The organism is Ligilactobacillus saerimneri DSM 16049, assembly GCF_000423265.1.
Lineage (GTDB): Bacteria > Bacillota > Bacilli > Lactobacillales > Lactobacillaceae > Ligilactobacillus > Ligilactobacillus saerimneri.
Genome location: NZ_AUHQ01000022.1, coordinates 1 through 18,972, shown reverse-complemented (window position 1 = coordinate 18,972; position 18,972 = coordinate 1). Strand labels below are relative to the sequence as shown.

Here is an 18,972-nt window from a genome sequence, read left to right as displayed (position 1 = left end):
AACCTAACACAAACCACACGCTTTAGCAATATGAGCCCTTACTGTAAGCGATAAATACTATAAAAATACTGCACAATAGTTTTGACCACAGCATAGAATGGTACCGCCAAAACTACCCCTAGTAGCCCCGCTATATTACCTGCCACTAACAATAAGATAATGATTGTCAGAGGATGAATATCTAGGGTTTTACCAATAACATTCGGATATATCAGGTTACCATCAACTTGGTTAACAATCACGCAGACAACTATTACCCAAACCATCCCCGATACACCTAAGGGCATCGCTAACATCAGTGCTGGTACTAAACCAATATAAACTCCAACGTAGGGGATAATATTAGTCAAACCAGCAACCACTCCCACTAAAAGTGCATACTTAATCCCCACTAAACTATATCCGATAGCGGAAAATGTTCCTACAAATAAACACTCAATTACTTGGCCAGAAATATACCGCGCAATCGTTTGACTCATTCGTCCTAATAGCTCTCCCGCTCTAACTGCTGTTTTTTCGGGAAGATATTTTTGAATAGCAGGCAATAGCTTAGGCCCATCTTTTAGCATATAAAACAAAATAAATGGAACAGTAATCACCGTAACGGTTACACTGGTTACCATGCCAACCATCGTCCCCAAGCTCTTAGTCATTGACAACATTACCTTACGTAGCATAACCGTTAATGACGCCTGAATATTGTTAAAATAAGTTTCCAGATCTATTGAATGCGCAATTTTAGACGCATTATCATTATCAGTCAGATGATTAAAATAGTGTTGCATATCTTGCAAATAAGTCGGCATATTAAGCGCTAATTGTTCAATCTGATAGGCTATCTTGGGAATGAAAGTATATAATGCTATCCCAACCAATCCTAATAGCAACAATAAAGTAATGAAGGCCGCCCATCCACGATTAATATGAATTCGCTTATAGTGTATCTTCACTAATAGGTTGACCAATGGGTTGAGCGCGTAAAAGAAAAAACTGGCAATTAAAACTGGGGCAAATAAAGTAGAGAAAAATGTCCCAATTGGGCGAAAAATAAAATCAATCTGCGTACATCCCCAAATGATGAGTACTATAAGTAAAATTTCAAGTGACCAAAATAATAATCTACTTTGATATCTATTCATTTGTATCCTCTCCATTATTAAAAAGAGGCTGTGACAAATGTCACAACCTCAAACCATTAAGCTAAACCTGGTATATTACTGTCGCCGTGATAATTCGAGGTAACGATTATACCAAATCTCCACATACTGCTTAGAAAAAGGCCCTCGCTCATTATCAATCCAATCAACTAGGGTCCGGACATTATGCTTTAAAATCTTATCGGTCTGAGCAGAATAATGCCATTTCGCACTATGAGCAGCATATTCATCTACATCCAATAATCGTTTTTCGCCATTAGGAAATACCTTAACATCCAGGTCATAATCAATATATTTAAGCGCTTCTTTATCTAAGACAGCGGGTGAAGCTAAATTACAGTAATACGACACCCCGTTATCGCGGATCATGGTGACAATATTGAACCAATAATGCTTATGAAAGTAAACTAACGCAGGCTCACGTGTAACCCACCGCCGTCCATCTGCTTCTGTTACCAAAGTATGGTCATTACAGCCGATCAGGGCATTTTCACTTGTCTTGAGCACCATGGTATCACGCCATGTTCGATGTAAGCTACCGTCATGCTTATAACTCTTAATGGTTATAAAGTCGCCTTCACGTGGCCCTTTCAAATGACGCATATGACCCCTGCTTTCTAGTTCACAGGTGTAATTACACCGATATCAATAACATTATACCAGAGAATAAGTATGGTTGCGCATTATTATTGGATTTTATTGTCGATCAAATATTTATAAATATTCACATCTGTGACCATGTTGAACGGTTGCTGATAACTCCGGGTATTGGCTTGAAACAAAACACAGGTCTGCCCGTCTGCACTAATATCTCCAAAAGAGTCATAACCAAACTCAGTACCCCGAAAATAATATCCTTTGTACTTAGGATCAGCTAATTTATTCCGCATTCTCCTAGTTACCAAATAAGTCCCTGCAGCATAAGTATTAACCTTCCCTTCTAGCTGATACATTTGCTTCGTATACTCCAACGGGAGAAGTTTGCTAGTTACAAACGCCGCTAACATCCGGTATAAATCCCCATTCGTCATGTAGATATTACCTGTACCAAATTGGTTGGTAAAGTCGCGTTCCTCTTCTTTTACTGGTGGAGCATCTGGTCGCGTTTGATTATAGTAACCTAGTGCGTATTGTCCGGCATACTGGTCTCTTTGTGAATAGAAAAAAGTATGTTGCAGTTTTAGTGGTTTAACAATCTGCTGCTCAAACAAATGCTCATAAGTCTGATGACTCACTCGTTCAACAATTCCAGCTAACAGCACATAATTACTTGGTTGGTATGATGATTTTTTTATTTGTTGGGAGTCAATTTTGAAATTATCCGCCACCCATTGGACAAATTTTTTTCGATTCATCTCCTGCTTAGGCAAAGGTGATGCAATAACTCCTGACTGCATATTGACCATGTCTTTTAATGTGACCTGGTTGCCATATTTTATCTGCGGGTAATATTTACTTATCTTATCAGTCAGCTTAACCCTTCCAGCTTGAACTTGCTTCATCAACAGCATCGCAGTGATTCCTTTTTGAATAGAAGCAATTTGATAAGCAGTAGTAGCTGTATTGGGAATCTTATTTTTGCGGTCAGCATACCCTATTCCTTGTTGGTACAACAAACGCCCATGACTAATCACCGTTACCGTTCCAGTGAAATCGTGTCCTTGTAGCTGCCTTTTGACGTAGGCAATTGTTTTTGGCGCAGCACTTGCCACTACTTCCTTTTGTAAATTTTGATATACATTTACCGGTAACGTCCCAGCTACAACATTGTCATGTTGTGTTGTTTGTTTGCGTAAACTCACCTTTTTTTCTTGTTGCGGGCCTGTTTTTGTCGTATGCCAAGAAATATAGACCTTCCGCCCTAATATAATCCCTAAAGCAAAGATTACTATTAATATCAATCCTTGCTCTAGCCACGATTTCCGTGTCATCATTTCTCTTACTCTCCCTAAATATTATCCACGCAGTGAGAACTTTACGACCGCCTCACAACGTGCCGTCTGTGGAAACATGTCTACTGACTGAATGTATTCCACATCGTATACTTTTGTCAGTTGTACTAAATCACGGGCTAACGTTGATGGATTGCACGATACATAAACAAATTTGCGGGGGCGATACTTAATAATTGTCTCAATCAGTTGTTGGTCCAAACCTGTCCGTGGCGGATCCACTACTAATGCATCAGGAACAAAACCCAAACGGTTCCATTGCGGAATCCACTTTTCTGCTCCACCAACCTCATATTGAACATTACTCAATCCTGAAAGGCGGGCATTTACCCGCGCATCCGCAATTGCTTCCGGAATAATATCCATCCCGCGGACTTCTTTAGCATCTCGGGCAACGTACAAGCCAATGGTCCCTACACCACAATAAGCATCGATCAGGGTTTCGTTAGGTGCCAATTCTAAAGCCTTTTTCACTTCATCATACAAAACTTTAGTTTGTGCGGGATTTAATTGGAAGAAAGCGCGCGCCGACAACCGAAATGTAATTTGCCCCAACTTTTCTGTAATATACTCCTGCCCCCACAAATGTTTGGTTTCTTCTCCCCACACCAACGATGTCCGTCCCGGGTTAATATTATGCATTAGCGAAACCACTTCAGGTAGTCTGCTTTGTACCTGAGCTACAAACTGTTCCCGCTGCGGTAATTCTTTAGTATTAGTTACTAGCACTAACTGGGCTTGTCCGGTTGCAAACGATTCGCGTACAACAATCGTTTTTACCGCCCCTTTGTTGGTTTTTTCGTTGTATGTGCTCATGCCTAAACTTTGAATAATTGAACATACTGTACGGATAATTTTCATAGTCAAAGGACGTTGTGTTGAAAATGTTGGCAAATCCACTAACTGATGACTATTAGGCCGATAAAGTCCTGCTACCACTTGGCCGTTTGCATCACGTCGCACTTGAAATTGTGCTTTGTTCCGATAATAATATGGTTCGTCCATCCCTAAAGTTGGTCGAATATCGTATTCTTCATACGCACGTGGTTTAAACTTGGCTAGAGCTTGCTTAATTACATCCCGCTTAAACTGTAATTGTGCTGGATATGCAAGGTGTGCTAATTCAATTCCCCCCACATCGTAATTATCCCTGGGGGTAACTCGGTCAGGGCTAGCCTGCCGTATCCGATTAACCTGTGCTTGGGCATAATTTTTCTTAACCTGTGTTACCTTCGCAGTCACAATTTCACCAGGTAAAGCTTGGGGCACGAAGACAATCTTGCGTTTATAGTAGCCGATGCCTTCACCGTTGATTCCCAAGCGTTTAATTGTTAAAGGAAATTTCTGACCAACATACATCTGTGTATGGCCATTTGTACGTTTCTTTCTCATGTTTTGCTCCTTTTCTCCTGTATCTTCACCACATAGGAATATAACATAAAAATTGTTATCATAATAATATGACTATCAGCAGGAGGGATATTAATGTTTAAAAAAATAACTATGATAAAAACTCAAAAGCGTCCAGGACGCTACAATATTTACTTGGATGGTAAGTATGCTTTTGCCCTCAATGAAGATGTCTTGATTCAGTTTCACCTCACTAAAGGGATGGAACTAGATGAAGAGGCAATCGTTCAACTCAAACAAGCTGATCAAGTAGCTCAGGCTAAATCACACGCCATTGACTACCTTTCACGCCAACTACGAAGTGAACGTGAAGTCCGTATTTTTTTGCAAACATTTGAACTAAAAGATACTGACGAGCAAGCGATTATTGCCAAACTCAAGGAACTTAACCTCCTAAATGACCTGAATTATGCTCAAAGTTATGTTCGCACACAGGCACGACTAAGCGACAAAGGACCTAAGTATCTCCAGCAAAAGCTTCTTCAAAAAGGAATTGCTCCTGCTTTAATTACACAAGCATTGATGGAGTTTGCTCCAGCTAACCAAATAGTCAACGGAAGTAAATTAGCAAAGAAGCTTGCCCGCCGGTATCAGAAAGATCCTTTCCGCGTCCAAATGCAAAAAATCAAACGTGGCTTATATCAAAAAGGATATGATAATGACATAATTGCCACTGTCATTGATCAACTAAACCTTACTCAAGATGATGATGCAGAGTATGAACATCTTGTAGCCTATGTGGGTAAGCAACAAAATAAACTAGCTCGTTTAGCCCCCACCGACCGAGCTTTCAAACTTAAACAACTCCTTTACCGCCACGGATTTGCGCGTGACACTATTGATCGTTTTTTTGCTGAAAATAATGACTATTAAGTAACTATTCATTAGTAGTATTTAAAGCGAAAGCCTGCCTAAAAGCTACTAACTTTGCAGAAAATTACTTTATCTTAAGCTTTTTAAAGAAACAATGAGCGGAAAAGATTGAAATCCAATCTTCTCCGCTCATTTTACTTTACTATTCGTCATCTTGGTGCTTACCAACAACCTTTTGACCTTGCTGCTGAATAATATGCTTGATACTAGTTGTTTTCATCGTTATGCCGTCGTAAAAATAATATTCATTACTGGCACCAACTACAGCTCCAAAAATGATGATCCAAGCTGAATAGTTCAACCAAAACATCAACACAATAAAGGTGCCAATTGTCCCATAAGACATAACACTTTTGGCAAAATATTTAATATACAAAGAGAACCCCTGTGATAAGATAAGCCACCCTGTTGTCGCCAACAACGAGCCTGGAATAATAGTCCGCAAGTGAACTCGGCAATTAGGGATAATATAATACAATGCTGTTAATACTAATGCAATCCCCATAAAAGCAGTTGGTGTTTTCAACCGCATAAACGTTTCCAACCAATCCAATGGCAAATCGAACCGCGGGATAATGTAGTCTAAAATCAATTGTCCAAAACTAAAGGCAATAAAAATAACAAAGATAATTATTCCGAAGGCAATAGTTAGAACCATTGAAACGATTCGACTAGTGAGATAACGTTGTGTTTCTTTAATCCCAAAAGAATAATTTAGCGCACGCTTAACAGCATTAATCCCACGGCTAGCAGCCCATAGCGTCAATATACCAGTGATAGACACCAACGATACCGAACCATTTTGAAGAAAGTCCTTAATAAAGGGACCAATTAGCGCATAAACTGTTTCTGGAATCAAATAACGAACATAAGTCATTATCGTTTGGGCATTAATTCCGACAACCTTGATCCCGCTTCCCAACAAAATAAATAAGGGAAAAATTGCCAATAGAGTATAGTACGCAATGACAATTGAATAATTGTTAATATCGGCATCTTTTATGCGTTCAGCCATAATTTGAAAATACCTATGTAAATTTTGTTTAATTAATTGTAGCTTGTGCATAGAGATCCTTTCTTAATAAATGAAGAAAAGATTGGGGACGGTCCCAATCTTTTCGCCACTCATTATTCGATTTCTTGAGCCAGTTCCTTAATGTAATCTTTCAGTTCATCTTTAATTTCAGGATGACGTAATCCAAATTGGATTGAAGTCTTCAGATAACCGAATTTATATCCTACATCATAGCGCTGACCTTTAAATTCGTGAGCAAAGACCCGTTGAATCTTATTCAAACGATCAATTGAATCAGTCAATTGAATTTCGTTACCTTGGCCTGGTTCTTGAGTTTCAAGCATTTCAAAAATCTCTGGTGTTAATAAGTAACGTCCAATAATTGCTAAATCACTTGGTGCTTCATCAACGTTTGGCTTTTCAACAAATCTAGTTACATCATATAGGCCTGGCTTAGTTTCAGCAGACGGATCAATGATCCCGTATTTGTTCACTTCATCATGTGGAACTCGCATTACTGCCAAAGTAGAAGCATGGGTTTCTTCATAACGATCCATTAATTGCTTGGTCAATGGAACATCGTCTTCCATCAAATCATCACCCAGCATTACCACAAATGGTTCGTCTCCAATAAAATCCTTGGCCATTAAAACGGCATCGCCTAAGCCCCGCGGATGCGACTGCCGAATAAAGTACAGGTTGATATCCGTTGTTTCTTCAACTTTTTCCAGTAACTCATGCTTACCCTTGGCTTTTAGGTTTTGCTCTAATTCAGGCACAGAATCAAAATGATCTTCAATCGGACGCTTGTTTTTCCCTGTGATTACCAGAATATCTTCGATACCTGATTTACGCGCTTCTTCAACAATATATTGAATAGTTGGTTTATCAATAATAGGAAACATTTCTTTAGGCACAGCTTTAGTACCTGGTAAGAAACGTGTCCCTAACCCCGCAGCAGGAATAACAGCTTTTCTAACTTTCATATAACTTACTCCTCAAATAGTAATTACGAAACTAAACCCAAACCTATCGTTAGTTTCAATCACGCTAATTATATCAAGTAACCGGTTTAATTACAAAAAAATTTCGGATAATAAGTTATTGCTACGTAAAAAACTTCCATTCATTATTGGGTGACAGTACACCCAATAATCAAGCCACCTTCTTCAGCATAAAAGCGGCATAAGGCCTGACATTGTCCGATTTCAACGTGGCAAGCAGGATATTTTGCTTGAATCAATTCTTTCAATGCTTCCGCTCCCGCTAAATTGTCAGCATGGTCGATAACCAATTTTTTCTCATCAAAGTTGACCTGTTCAAGCAATGCCAACAGCTTTTTACGGGCTCCTTTGGCTCCACGACTTTTGGTCAGTTGCTCAATTTGTCCCTCAGGCGTTGCCCAACCTAACACATTAATATTCAATGCGTGTGCAACTTTGGCAATTGATTTGTTAACCCGACCGTTATTAGCTAAATTAGTTAGTGATTTAAGAATAAAAAAGACTTTAGCCTGCGCTAGATAATTTTCTATTGCTACACAAATATCACTAAATCTCTGTCCTTCATTAATCAATAAACTTGCCTGATAAGCTGCCATTCGTTCTGTTGGTCCAGCAGCCCGCGTATCAAATACATATATTTTTTGGTGAGGATTTTTCTCCTGAGCCATCTCTTTGGCAACTTGCGCAGCATTATACGAACCCGACAGAGCTGCTGAAATGGTAAAAACATATACTTCATCAGCATCTCCAAATGCCTGCAAGTAGCTCTCCGCACTGGGGCAAGCTGTTTTCACTGGTATTTTTTCCATTTGTATTTTTTGCTTAAAGCTTTCCTTGTCAAAATCCGGGGTATCCCAAAATGTTTCTTGCCCACATAGCAATGCCAGACTAACACTTTGATGGGGAATTTCATTAATGTTGTTCGCAAATATATTAGCTGCCGAATCAGTAATAATTTTTTTCATATTTTAATCTTCCTGTTCATTTTATGATCGCATTCAGCTTATATCGTATCTCAAACATTGTCAACGGTTTTCAAAAAACTCTTATTAAGGTTATACCTTGAGAAATGTTTCAAGTTTTTATATACTTTACTTATAAGTGAGGTTTTATTAATGGATCGAGAAGAAAAAATGCAACAAGCTATTCAGAAATTTCAGTTACCCCGGTATCACGAACTCCCCACAGTGGAACTATATTTAGATCAAGTAACCCTTTACCTACATGATTACCTTGCTCCTTTGGGCGACGTCAAGATCACGAGCTCAATGGTCAGCAACTATGTTAAACACAAACTGATCCAGCGTCCCGTCAAAAAGCGTTATACTGCTGAACAATTGGCTGAACTTTTCTTTATTGCAGTAGCTAAAAATGTTCTTCCTCTTAACGACCTAAAAGTTGCAATCAAATTACAACGCCAGACATACTCAACCGCAGTTGCCTATGATTACTTTGTTTGCGAACTGGAAAATGTTTTGGCTTATGTTTTTGGTCTGAAGGAAAATTTAGATGAAATTGGACATGACCATAACGAATATAAAAAAATGTTACGCAGTATCATCATGACCGTTTGTTATAAAGTATACATTGACATGTATTTTGTTGCTGCCCATACAAAGCATGGCTGATAACGGTTAATAACAGCTAAAAAGCTCTGAGAAAACTTAATTCCCAGAGCTTTTTACGTTGCTTTATTCATTTTTTGTAGCAGTAACAATTGTTGTCATCATCCACGAGCCACCCCACCAACCGTTGAAACCAGCTCCGCGACATGTCGTTTGACTAACTCCCATATCTGTCAGAGCAGTTTGGTACTCTTTACCAAAAATCAAATTAATTATTAGCAATTTTCCACCTGGTTTTAATACCCGTAATGCCTCTTGTAGTGCCTGTTTTCGTTGCGCTTTGGTTTTGAGATTATGCAATGCAAAGCTTGTCACAATCTTATCAAAGCTCTGATCAGCAAACGGAAGATTTAGCATATCAGCCGTTTTGACTGTTGCTACTGCATCAACCTCTACAACTTTGATATTATTTTGTGTCGCTTGCAATGAATTACGTGATTGATCTTTTTGACTCCAAATGTCAATACCTGCCACTTGACCAGGAGCTCGTAAATACTTTGCCACTTCCAATAGCAAAAAGCCATGCCCAGTTCCTAAATCTAAAACCTGGTCAGTTGGCTTGATGGCTAGTTGCTTAATTGCGGTTATTCCGATCTGATACTTGCCACGCGTTGTCGTATGCCAATATGTGGCAGCTGAGCACAGAACCAATAGCCCCTAAAGATAATTCAGGACAATTCCTGATCGTCATGCTTCGAACAAAAAAATTACAGCTGCGACTAACATACCTAATAGTCCCCAAGGTGCATCAATTCCCTTAGTAACTCTTTTCATTTTCCCGTCAATCCTTTCAATCAATTCTCCAATTTTTATTCCTACACTCTGTCTACTAGCATACGTATAAATGTAATTAGATCAACTAGACTTGGATTTAGTGAATTAGTCGCAACTGTTGCTTTAAACTGTGATAAAAATCACATGGATCTAACTCTTGCAGCCCTGAAACTTGCCCATCCCCCATCTCCATAATTATTAGTTTTCCATCTGCTTTTCGTGCAACATCAAGTGTAACCAGACCACTTGCTATCTTTTGAGCGCTTTGCTCCAACCACTGTCGTTCCTCCAGCGTTATCCCCTGTCCTTCGCCATGAAGCCAATAATCATCCAATGTCATGATTGTTCCTCCAAAAATAAAGAGGCGATACTCTTCAGAAAGAGGCATACCGCTTTGCGCATGGTAACCAACTTGCTGTAATCGCTCAAATTTGCGGAGGACTATCCCACCGACCAAGCTCTCCCCCTGACGGTGAATGAAATTATTGATTACCCGTAGGGCTTCATCCCGATTTTTAATATCAGGAATATATGCCGCATCATACCACTCATGCTTACGGCTTTTAACATAGTCTTTAACAATATATTTCCCCTTGAGGGGCGCTATTAGCTTAGAAATACTCTCTGGAGTAACGCCTTTAGTCCAATAGGATAGGGGCGTTTGCCCCCTTTCTATATCTGGGTACCAGTTAGGTAATAAATGATAGTGTTCATATGCTTCGGGATCATTAAGTAAATATATTCTCCTATCTGCAAGTAACTGATAAAATCTACGGTAAACTTCAGGACGTAACATCCACCCACGATAAATCATGACACCACTGATTTTCCCCGATAACTTTAACTTTCCTGCTTGTAAAGCATCATAGTCAATTAACGCACATGGAAAATCATCCTTGACTGCCAGATATTCATCCCGATAATCATCATCTGGTTTTCGGGATGTTAGCGGATGGGCACAAAAGATAAAGCCAATTTGTTGCTTATCGCGAGTAAGGATATTTCCTACAACCCGCGCACCACTTAACGACTCTAACATTATCATTGTTTGTAGCTCGCTATATTTGCAAGTGGTTAAAACTTCAGTCCGGTAACACATGTGAGCAATGCCTTTAACTCGAAACGGTTGTCCCGCTAGATCATATAGCACCATCCTTGGAGCAATTTTCGCCAGTTCCTTATTTCTTATTGTATAGAGCAATTCTCTCGTTTGCGTCTTTATTTGTGTACAGTAGTACACTCTTACCGGCTCACTTTCCTGCATGATTTTCCTCCCATTATATTTAATGAAGCTTTTTCTCTAGTTCCAACGGTAATTTAGGATTGAAAGAAATTGGTGCTCCCTGTTCTTTTTCCAGCTGCTTAACCGCTTTGTACCACTCTTTTGCCCCATAAACCCAGTGCTTTCTCTTTTTCTTCATCTTCAAAGCCGTCCGCAGTTCACGCGCTTTCAAATAATACGGATATTTAACTTTAAGCATCATATTCTGCCCGTAAATGACCACTCCTTCCTCGTGAGGATTGGCTTGCCTATCCTGCTCAATATATGTTGTCAATTCTGTCAAATTATTAGCAACATGATACGTTCCCAAACTTGACCAAAGTTCGCTATACTGATCCATAAGATCCAGCCGAACCTGTCCTTTTTCATCATTATCGATAATTGCCAATGGGATAGCCAAATAATCTTTACCACTAGTCGAATAGTCAACAATATGCTCATTATTTTGTACATCAATAATCTCAAAAAGAACTGATGTCTGCTGATTTACACTTTGTGCGTAATATTGCTTCAATTGATCATTTATCTGGTTGACAGCAAATGCCCACTGAATTATCTCCGCGTACCGCTGGGATCCACCTTTAGTAAAAGCACGAACGTGATTAACAGCATGGTCCCAGAACGCAATCGCTAAAAAGCCATTATACTTACGATAGATTCGTGCTGGGAATCCAACATTCTCTATTCGAGCTTCTGGAGTTTGTCCCACATTAAAGAACTTTTTAAAGCCTCGTCCAACAATTTCATTTTCCCGAGTAAAAAGTCCCCGTGCATTGGTGGTATTAGGCGTCCACCGGTTATTGTTAAACACTTCCCGTGTAAAGTTATTGGCAATAATCCCAGAAGTTAACTCCACCTGGCGAATATCAGGATCCCTTTGTAACTGCTCTACAAAATTTGGCAAATCCTGACGCTTTAGTGCATACGGGGTACAGCACACTTGATTATTAATACCTTTTTTAGTTAAGGTGACGTAACGTAGCTCGTTGTCGGCTGTTAAATTGTAAATAGTTGCATATTGGGTCAATGCAACATTAAAGTTATTCCGATGTCCATGAAGCTGTACTACATCATCCGCTGGTGAAGCCTGGTTCCACAATTCATCGACATTTCTTGCATATGGATCTGGTGCAACCCCAAGAGTGAAGCTCCTTTCTTCAGTTAAATACAAGGAAAACTGATTGTTGGTCCATAATGCAGGTTCAATTCCCGCGTGACTTACAAAATATCTTTGGGGAATATTGTTCTTTTTACCAAAGGTAAAAGCAACATATGGAACTAGCCGCTTGATATAGGCTGCTAATAAATTGTCTAACTGTTCTTTGCTTCCTACTTGTTCTAAGAGTTGGGGATAAGTATGCCGTCCAAACTGTCCATTTAGTTTTCCTGTCGTAAGATATTCATTAATTCGATCCTCGTGATTACCCCGAATAAAAAAGAGATTATTTCCCTTAAGCCGGTTAATAAATTCTAAGACAGCAAGGTTTTGGGTTCCGCGATCCAATATATCACCACAAAATATATATGCAGTTCCTCGTTGGTGGTCTGCAAATATTTCTTGGAGACCAGTGTGCTCACCATGAATATCGCCAATTATTTTGATGCGTTCAAACCGATTGAAATCTTGATAACTAACATTTGTAAGTGTGGTGCGAATTAGGTGCTGACAATCTTCGGGACTGATTACCTTCAGTTCCTGTAAAGCATCATTCTTCATCTGAAAATATCGGTCAATATATTTGCTGATAACTTGCCGCCCCACAAAACGTTGCTGCTGCTTTTTTCGTTGCTTATCCCGCTGAGCTAATTCAGCAATCATTGCTTGAGGATCATGGTGACATTTTTCATAAAGAGCACGCATAAAGTCTACTACTATAATTTGATAATGGTAATTTCGCGCCAACTTACGATATTCGCGAAAAGCCCCACGATACAAGTGTGTTCCATCGACAAATGTTGTTACCCCCGCTTGCATCCGGTGTTCGACCATTTTATAGACTGTTTGCCACACAAAAGTTTCATTAGCAGAGGCAATAGCATATCCGTTCAATTCATCTGCTTCTAATCTAGTTTGAAAACTTCCTGCTAATTCACGGACATTATCTGTGGCAACAGTATATTTTTCTAAGTGATTATTTTGAATAAAGGTTGACTTACCGCTTCCTGGAGCTCCATATGTAAGAAATAAGTATCTCATCTTTCACCCTCCTCTTTACATTATTAGTATGCAGTAATTATGAAATATCAATATCATGTAGTTTGTGATACTGCTGATCTAAACTAGTAATAATATCTTGCTTTAACAGAGTGATTTTCTTTGCTAAGCCTTCCCAACGAAACTTATTAGCAAAGCGATCCTCATATGAAGCAGTTTCAGCAATATTGATGTGTTTGAGAGCTTCAAAATCATCTGCTTTTATCCCCGCACCATAGAAATATGCCCGTGCTAACCGGTAATGAATATCAGAAATAATATCATCCTCATCTTCATTCATAAATGCTGCCTGCTGATAGTACAAGAAAGCAACATTTTTATTTTGCTTAACAAAATCACCATAATAGTAAAAATCCCCGATTTTATACGTTGCTTGGATGTTACCCATCATTGAAGCTTGAGTAAAATAATAGAATGCTTGCTCTTTATCAACCTTACCGGTGCGACCATACGCATACACATACCCTAGGTTATTTAATGCCCAGTGACTCCCGGCAGCCGCTGCCTTTTGATACCATTTTTCGGCAGTCACATAATCCCCTTTATTGTAAAAAGTTGTCCCGTAATTATTCATTGCTTCTGCATCGCCAGCCATTGCAAATTGTTTTAATTCATTAATATCCATTTTATCCACCTTCCTCGATAACGCTTTCTAATAGCATTTTACCATGTGCAATGTACAAAAAATGGCCCTCTACTAACACTAATGTAGAGGACCAGATAATTAATCAATTAATTATTTTTCTTAGGAATAAAGAAACCAATAATTAACCATGCTAATACCACATATGGGAAGATGTTTGCTGGCCAGGCTGGAATTGGCCATAGATTACTGTAAATTGGATAAAGCATCACAATAATCCCTAAAATTGGCGCCAAGATATGCTTCAAGAAAGAATGTTTTGATTGTTTGCCAAAATAAACAATTGCCCCAACACAAACTAAAACATAAACGAGCAATAATGCAATAACTCCCACTGAACCAAAGTAGTTGTAGTAGTCGCCAGCAGAAACTTTCTTTCCAAAACCAAAAATTGCCCAGAAAATCAACGCAGTCACCGTAATCAAATCTAGTGCGTGAGTTGGCGTAGCTTTCTTTCCTTTTAATTCACCTAACCAAGGTGTTAGGTACCCATTATTGGATAGAGCTTCTAAGACAAACGCTCCGGCGTTCAATGCACCAAAATAACATGCAAAGTAACTTGATACAGAAGCAAAATCAATAAAGACCGCCATCCAACTTCCCATGTATTTTGTTGCTAAAAAGTTCAGTGGCGCACTTGAATTTTGCATGTCAGCTAAATTACTTGTCCCAAAACCGATAATTTCAGTGTAAGAAACAATGAAATAGAAAAAGGCTGCAAAGACAACTGCTCCCAAGATAGCAATCTGAATAGCTTTTTTCGGATCATGAGCCCGCGGTGCAATCGTCGCTGAACCTTCAAAACCGGCAAAGGACATCAGGGCAAAAACCATTCCCATCCCGATCCCAGTAATAGAACCATTACCTGGGTTAATCGGTTTCGTTGATAAACCAGCAGCCCCACCTTTAGCTAGAATAATTGCTGTCAAAATAATCAAGGCACCAACAGCAATGAATTCCAACGCTAAAGCAAAACGGGTAGAAAATTCAATCCCCATGTGACTCAATAAGCCACCAACAATTAGCACTAATACTACATACCATGTAATAGGAAAATGAATACCAAAATGCTTGAGAAATACATCTAAGAAGTTTCCTACTACGGCAGAACTACTGTATGCAAACGTAATGTAAACAAAAACAAGTAGCCAACCAGAAATGAAACCGGCCTTTTCACCTAAAGCCACTCGGTTATACGCATAAGCTGATCCTTCACCAGGAATTTCACGTCCTAACTCAATGAAAGATGATCCTACAAATAAAATCCCTAAACCTGCTAATAAAAAGCCAATTGGCGCAACAATTCCTGCGTTTTGAACAGCTCCTGCAGTATTAAACGCCATTGCTCCCGTTGGAGCCAACATTGCGACTGAAAGTCCAAGTACTTCCAGCAAATTAAGTTTTGTTTTCACTTTTCTCTCCTACTTTTCCCTTTTATTTTTCTAAATATATTCTTTCACTTGTTTGATAACAAATTTGCGCTGCCCAGTTCTTCAATTGGTCTTCTGGAACAAAATCCAGTTTTGTTAAATGCCGAGTTAGCGCCCGCTTGAAACGGTGAGCAGCTACCGCATACATCTCCCCATAGGTCGAAGCATCCGAAGCAAACAAGAAACGTGAATATGGGGCTAACTCCAAGGCTTCATCCAATACACGCTCCATAGCAGATGGACCTAAACTATCAATCAAAGAGATATCAAAATATAGATTAGGAAATACACTTGCCAGATAACCAGCTTCGCGATGATATGGATAACAATGAAGTAGAACTACTTTCAATCCCTGATGAGACCATTCATTAAGAAAATCACGCATTAATAACGGGTTCCCCTGGTACATATCGGTATCAGCATCCCCATAGCCTACATGAAATTGCAGGGGCAACTTAGTAGCTATAATTAACGGTGAAAGATTCCAGACTAAATATGAAATCACGGTAGAACTTGTTAGCCGCGTAACCCCACTGTTCTTCCATTGTGTAAATGCTGCTTGAGCATCAGCCCGGGAAACATCTGTCAGTTTTAAGCCAAAGCGGTATGCAGCAATTGATTTAAACCCAACATATCCTTGTTGCTTGGCATTTTTAACTGCTACTTGTAACTTTTGCCACCATTCATCAAATGTAGCACTAGTTGTCATAATTTTTTCAGCCGTAGTTTCTAAGCGTAAGATAGGGGCTACTTCTGTCTGCGTCATAGCTGCTGTTTGCTCTAATGACAGAATGGCATCATCCGGAACAAAACCAACATCGATAAATAAACGTTTAAAATGATAATGGCTAAAAAGACGTTGGTTATATGCACTATATTCGGCGTCATTAGCCCAAGGCACAATCGCAGGACTACCGAATTTTTGTGCTTCGGCTTTAAATTCCCAATATGCCAGCCGATTCTTGATGTCAAACAATGGATACTCATCATCCGCTTCAGTCGACACCCGTGCCAGGCGCTCGTCACGGTTAGCTACGTTTTTGATCAGATAGTGACAATGATGGTCAACTAATGGTAACTGATCAATATATTCATTTAGTTCCATGTCTCCTCCTAGTATGCTTGGCGATAATATTTACTGATTTCAGTAGCCGATTTCCCTTGCAGGTAAGCAACATCAGCCCGTTTTACTTTGAGATAGGTTTCAAGTCCTATATCAGAAAGCATTTCAGCAAAAAGTTTATCCTTTTCTAATGCACGCAATGCGGTAGCCAAATCATGTGGCAACCTGCTGATTCCCCGCTCCTGGCGTTCCTGTTCACTCAACGTTGCCGGATCAAAATCAGCAGCTGCTACTGGCATAATATGATTTTTAATCCCATCCAATCCTGCTGCTAACAAGCCCGCAAAAGCGACATACGGGTTGGCCGTAGCATCTGACGTTTTTAACTCAACATTCATGCTTGCTTCCATATCTGACCAGAAGGTAGATGGAATCCGTAACGCTGCTTCACGGTTATCCTTACCATAAATTGCATATGCCGAACTCCAATGTGATGGCTGCAAACGTTGGTATGAGTTTTCACTTGCACAAGTCAAAGCAAGCAATGCATCAAGATGGTGGAGAATACCACCAATAAACCAATAACCAACCTGACTGAGTTGATTCTTGTCAGCTGAATCAAAGAAAGCATTACGCTTTCCTTCCCACAAGGAAACATGGATATGAGCCCCACTCCCAGAAGAAGTAACTAACGGTTTAGGTGCAAATGATGTTTGCAATCCATATTTTTTAAGGGTTGTCTTAACAATCCGCTTAAACCAAATTTCGTTGTCCGCAGCTGTCACTGGATCTGTCGGAGCCATCGGTAATTCGTGTTGCCCTGCTCCAGCTTCTGGATAGTATTCAATTGGCTTAATTCCCACCTGTTTGAGATTAGTAACTAACTCGGGTAAAAATTCATATGCCCGTTCCATTGATTCGGTAGCAAAGCAAATTTCTGGGTCGTCAGGGTGCCAGTTTCCCTCTTCATCCTGGTTAAATAAGGTAAACTCATTTTCATATGTCATTTGAATGTCATAGCCCAGTTCGGCATATTCGGCAACAACTTTCTTAAGCGCTACCCGTCCGTCAAATGAACATGGTTCATGTTCCAGTGTGGTATAGTCGCACATCACTGTAGCTATTTTTCCACCGGGAAGAATCCGCAATGAACTAAGATCAGGAACTAAACGATACTCACCAATCGCGTTCATTCCTTCAACTGCAACAATTTCATCCCGCATTGTAGAAGCAGGCATCGCTTTGGTGATCCCCATCCCATCAGTGAGACGATTGCCAACAGCATCAATGAACATCGTCTTACCACGGGCGATCCCAGTATAATCAACGTAAATGAACTCTAATAAGATAACACCTTTACTTTTTAAATCTGCAAGAATTTCTTCTGGCATTATGATCCCTTCTTTGCTTTATTTACCCGGTCGATAAAATTAGTGAAAACCGTAAATTGATCGGGATACTTATTAAACAGGTTTTCTGGATGCCACTGCACGGCAACGATTTGATCAGAGTCACGTGACTCTAACCCTTCGATCACTCCGTCAGGAGCAGTCGCTGATACTACTAATCCTGGTGCAACTTTCCATGCGGCCTGATGATGACGTGAGTTGACTTCTTGACTAGATCCCATCAACTCGTGCAAAATCGTTCCTTCTTTGATATCTACTGTATGAGTCAAAAAGTTCCCGATTGTAGCTTGGGTATGTTGAATATAAGCATCCGGATTTTGAGTATGAATGTCTTGGTATACAGTTCCCCCTAAAGCAACGTTAAGAATCTGTAAACCATGGCATAAACCTAAAATCGGCTTACCAGCAGCCAATGTTTCTTTGATCAATGCTATTTCAAATAAATCTTTGGCAATATAAGTCATCCCGATTTCTTTGATAGGTTGTTGACCAAAGAGACGTGGATCAATATCTGGACCGCCTGGAAGTAGCAAACCATCATACAATGGTGCCATTTCTTTTGCCCAGTGTGCTGCCGTCCGTTCATCATCTGGAAATGGAATGATGATCGGAATTCCGCCCGCCTTCATTACGGCTTCTTTTACATCATGGGGAGCATAAGCCGGATAGTCCCCGGGCATGCGAGGATTAACTTCGATTAACTGATCGCTTGGCATCGCAATAACAGGTTTCATCATTCATTCCTTCTTTCTTACAATTTCTCTTAAAATGCTAGCCAATTATCAGCCTAAAATCAATATAAAAGTTTAATTTTCTCTGAACTATATTAATTAATTTTCATAAATTTCCCTTTTACAAATGGTAGATTGCAATAAATAACTTGAACAAATTTAATGACGCAGATTAAGCAAAAAGATCTCAATTGGAGTTCGCCAGTTCAAACATTTGAGTGGCCGTGAATTCAGATACCAGTTAATCTGAATCAATTCATCATCACTAATCTCTTCAATTGGCTGACCCTTAGGAATAAATCGCCGTAACACTCGATTACGATTCTCATTACTACCACGTTCATGCGGAGAATAAGCATGGGCAAAGTACAACGGCACGCCGGTATTTT

At 39.6% G+C, this 18,972-nt stretch carries 17 protein-coding genes and 1 pseudogene; 2 read left to right on the top strand and 16 right to left on the bottom strand.

Features of this window, described 5'->3' with window-relative positions:
* Positions 1 to 38: 38 nt before the first annotated feature.
* The 4 genes from G541_RS0106220 to rlmD all read right to left on the bottom strand — a co-directional run bounded on the left by G541_RS0106220 (position 39) and on the right by rlmD (position 4,501).
* Complete coding sequence (locus G541_RS0106220; protein ID WP_027826875.1) at positions 39 to 1,139, bottom strand: AI-2E family transporter; 1,101 nt, start codon at positions 1,137 to 1,139, stop codon at positions 39 to 41.
* Positions 1,140 to 1,214: 75 nt separating this feature from the next.
* Positions 1,215 to 1,760 (bottom strand): DUF402 domain-containing protein, encoded by a 546-nt coding sequence (locus G541_RS0106215; RefSeq protein WP_027826874.1) that lies wholly within the window; start codon positions 1,758 to 1,760, stop codon positions 1,215 to 1,217.
* Between the two features lie 83 nt (positions 1,761 to 1,843).
* The gene (locus G541_RS0106210; protein ID WP_027826873.1) at positions 1,844 to 3,091 is read right to left on the bottom strand and encodes a serine hydrolase domain-containing protein; all 1,248 of its coding nucleotides are present in this window, start codon (positions 3,089 to 3,091) and stop codon (positions 1,844 to 1,846) included.
* Positions 3,092 to 3,112: 21 nt separating this feature from the next.
* The gene (gene rlmD, locus G541_RS0106205) at positions 3,113 to 4,501 is read right to left on the bottom strand and encodes a 23S rRNA (uracil(1939)-C(5))-methyltransferase RlmD (protein ID WP_027826872.1); all 1,389 of its coding nucleotides are present in this window, start codon (positions 4,499 to 4,501) and stop codon (positions 3,113 to 3,115) included.
* Positions 4,502 to 4,594: 93 nt separating this feature from the next.
* Here rlmD and recX point away from each other — a divergent pair, with 93 nt between their 5' ends.
* Positions 4,595 to 5,392: a recombination regulator RecX gene (gene recX, locus G541_RS0106200; RefSeq protein WP_027826871.1), complete on the top strand. Its 798-nt coding sequence runs from the start codon at positions 4,595 to 4,597 to the stop codon at positions 5,390 to 5,392.
* 142 nt (positions 5,393 to 5,534) lie between these two features.
* Here recX and G541_RS09495 read toward each other — a convergent pair whose 3' ends face one another.
* The 3 genes from G541_RS09495 to G541_RS0106185 form a co-directional block, all read right to left on the bottom strand.
* Entirely contained in the window at positions 5,535 to 6,407 is an 873-nt protein-coding gene (locus G541_RS09495) for a YihY/virulence factor BrkB family protein (protein ID WP_157787042.1), read from the bottom strand.
* Between the two features lie 113 nt (positions 6,408 to 6,520).
* Positions 6,521 to 7,393 carry a UTP--glucose-1-phosphate uridylyltransferase GalU gene (galU, locus tag G541_RS0106190; protein WP_009554028.1) on the bottom strand — a complete coding sequence of 291 codons (873 nt, stop codon included), beginning with the start codon at positions 7,391 to 7,393 and terminating at the stop codon, positions 6,521 to 6,523.
* Between the two features lie 143 nt (positions 7,394 to 7,536).
* Complete coding sequence (locus G541_RS0106185; protein ID WP_027826870.1) at positions 7,537 to 8,376, bottom strand: DegV family protein; 840 nt, start codon at positions 8,374 to 8,376, stop codon at positions 7,537 to 7,539.
* A gap of 150 nt (positions 8,377 to 8,526) precedes the next feature.
* Between G541_RS0106185 and G541_RS0106180 the strand changes: the two genes are divergently transcribed.
* Entirely contained in the window at positions 8,527 to 9,039 is a 513-nt protein-coding gene (locus G541_RS0106180; RefSeq protein ID WP_027826869.1) for a DUF1836 domain-containing protein, read from the top strand.
* A 63-nt stretch (positions 9,040 to 9,102) separates the two neighbouring features.
* Here the strand turns inward: G541_RS0106180 and G541_RS09490 are convergent, their stop codons facing one another.
* From G541_RS09490 to G541_RS0106135, 9 genes and pseudogenes are all read right to left on the bottom strand, one after another.
* Entirely contained in the window at positions 9,103 to 9,687 is a 585-nt protein-coding gene (locus G541_RS09490) for a class I SAM-dependent methyltransferase (protein WP_051174575.1), read from the bottom strand.
* 220 nt (positions 9,688 to 9,907) lie between these two features.
* A complete protein-coding gene (locus G541_RS09485) occupies positions 9,908 to 11,074 on the bottom strand; it encodes an ATP-grasp domain-containing protein (protein ID WP_027826868.1) in 1,167 nt (388 codons plus the stop codon).
* 19 nt (positions 11,075 to 11,093) lie between these two features.
* Positions 11,094 to 13,289, bottom strand: a complete 2,196-nt coding sequence (locus G541_RS0106165; protein ID WP_027826867.1) for an RNA ligase — start codon at positions 13,287 to 13,289, stop codon at positions 11,094 to 11,096.
* A 37-nt stretch (positions 13,290 to 13,326) separates the two neighbouring features.
* On the bottom strand, positions 13,327 to 13,932 hold the full coding sequence (locus G541_RS09480) for a tetratricopeptide repeat protein (protein WP_051174574.1): 606 nt from the start codon (positions 13,930 to 13,932) through the stop codon (positions 13,327 to 13,329).
* A 107-nt stretch (positions 13,933 to 14,039) separates the two neighbouring features.
* Entirely contained in the window at positions 14,040 to 15,362 is a 1,323-nt protein-coding gene (locus G541_RS0106155; protein WP_035163045.1) for an APC family permease, read from the bottom strand.
* Positions 15,363 to 15,384: 22 nt separating this feature from the next.
* Positions 15,385 to 16,485 carry an amidohydrolase family protein gene (locus tag G541_RS0106150; RefSeq protein WP_027826865.1) on the bottom strand — a complete coding sequence of 367 codons (1,101 nt, stop codon included), beginning with the start codon at positions 16,483 to 16,485 and terminating at the stop codon, positions 15,385 to 15,387.
* An 8-nt stretch (positions 16,486 to 16,493) separates the two neighbouring features.
* Positions 16,494 to 17,837, bottom strand: coding sequence for a glutamine synthetase family protein (locus tag G541_RS0106145; protein ID WP_394806768.1), 1,344 nt, complete (start codon positions 17,835 to 17,837; stop codon positions 16,494 to 16,496).
* Entirely contained in the window at positions 17,834 to 18,586 is a 753-nt protein-coding gene (locus G541_RS0106140; RefSeq protein WP_027826863.1) for a gamma-glutamyl-gamma-aminobutyrate hydrolase family protein, read from the bottom strand. Before G541_RS0106140 ends, G541_RS0106145 begins: the two co-directional genes overlap by 4 nt.
* A 156-nt stretch (positions 18,587 to 18,742) precedes the next feature.
* Positions 18,743 to 18,972: pseudogene (locus G541_RS0106135) on the bottom strand (IS30 family transposase); the annotation flags it as partial.

What these genes read in the sequence shown, in the direction of transcription:
- G541_RS0106185 (WP_027826870.1), bottom strand. Translation starts at nt 8,376, where the DNA reads ATGAAAAAAATTATTACTGATTCGGCAGCTAATATATTTGCGAACAAC.
- G541_RS0106180 (WP_027826869.1), top strand. Translation starts at nt 8,527, where the DNA reads ATGGATCGAGAAGAAAAAATGCAACAAGCTATTCAGAAATTTCAGTTA.
- G541_RS0106215 (WP_027826874.1), bottom strand. Translation starts at nt 1,760, where the DNA reads ATGCGTCATTTGAAAGGGCCACGTGAAGGCGACTTTATAACCATTAAG.
- G541_RS09485 (WP_027826868.1), bottom strand. Translation starts at nt 11,074, where the DNA reads ATGCAGGAAAGTGAGCCGGTAAGAGTGTACTACTGTACACAAATAAAG.
- G541_RS09495 (WP_157787042.1), bottom strand. Translation starts at nt 6,407, where the DNA reads ATGGCTGAACGCATAAAAGATGCCGATATTAACAATTATTCAATTGTC.
- G541_RS0106165 (WP_027826867.1), bottom strand. Translation starts at nt 13,289, where the DNA reads ATGAGATACTTATTTCTTACATATGGAGCTCCAGGAAGCGGTAAGTCA.
- G541_RS09480 (WP_051174574.1), bottom strand. Translation starts at nt 13,932, where the DNA reads ATGGATATTAATGAATTAAAACAATTTGCAATGGCTGGCGATGCAGAA.
- G541_RS0106150 (WP_027826865.1), bottom strand. Translation starts at nt 16,485, where the DNA reads ATGGAACTAAATGAATATATTGATCAGTTACCATTAGTTGACCATCAT.
- galU (WP_009554028.1), bottom strand. Translation starts at nt 7,393, where the DNA reads ATGAAAGTTAGAAAAGCTGTTATTCCTGCTGCGGGGTTAGGGACACGT.
- recX (WP_027826871.1), top strand. Translation starts at nt 4,595, where the DNA reads ATGTTTAAAAAAATAACTATGATAAAAACTCAAAAGCGTCCAGGACGC.
- G541_RS0106140 (WP_027826863.1), bottom strand. Translation starts at nt 18,586, where the DNA reads ATGAAACCTGTTATTGCGATGCCAAGCGATCAGTTAATCGAAGTTAAT.
- G541_RS0106210 (WP_027826873.1), bottom strand. Translation starts at nt 3,091, where the DNA reads ATGATGACACGGAAATCGTGGCTAGAGCAAGGATTGATATTAATAGTA.
- rlmD (WP_027826872.1), bottom strand. Translation starts at nt 4,501, where the DNA reads ATGAGAAAGAAACGTACAAATGGCCATACACAGATGTATGTTGGTCAG.
- G541_RS0106220 (WP_027826875.1), bottom strand. Translation starts at nt 1,139, where the DNA reads ATGAATAGATATCAAAGTAGATTATTATTTTGGTCACTTGAAATTTTA.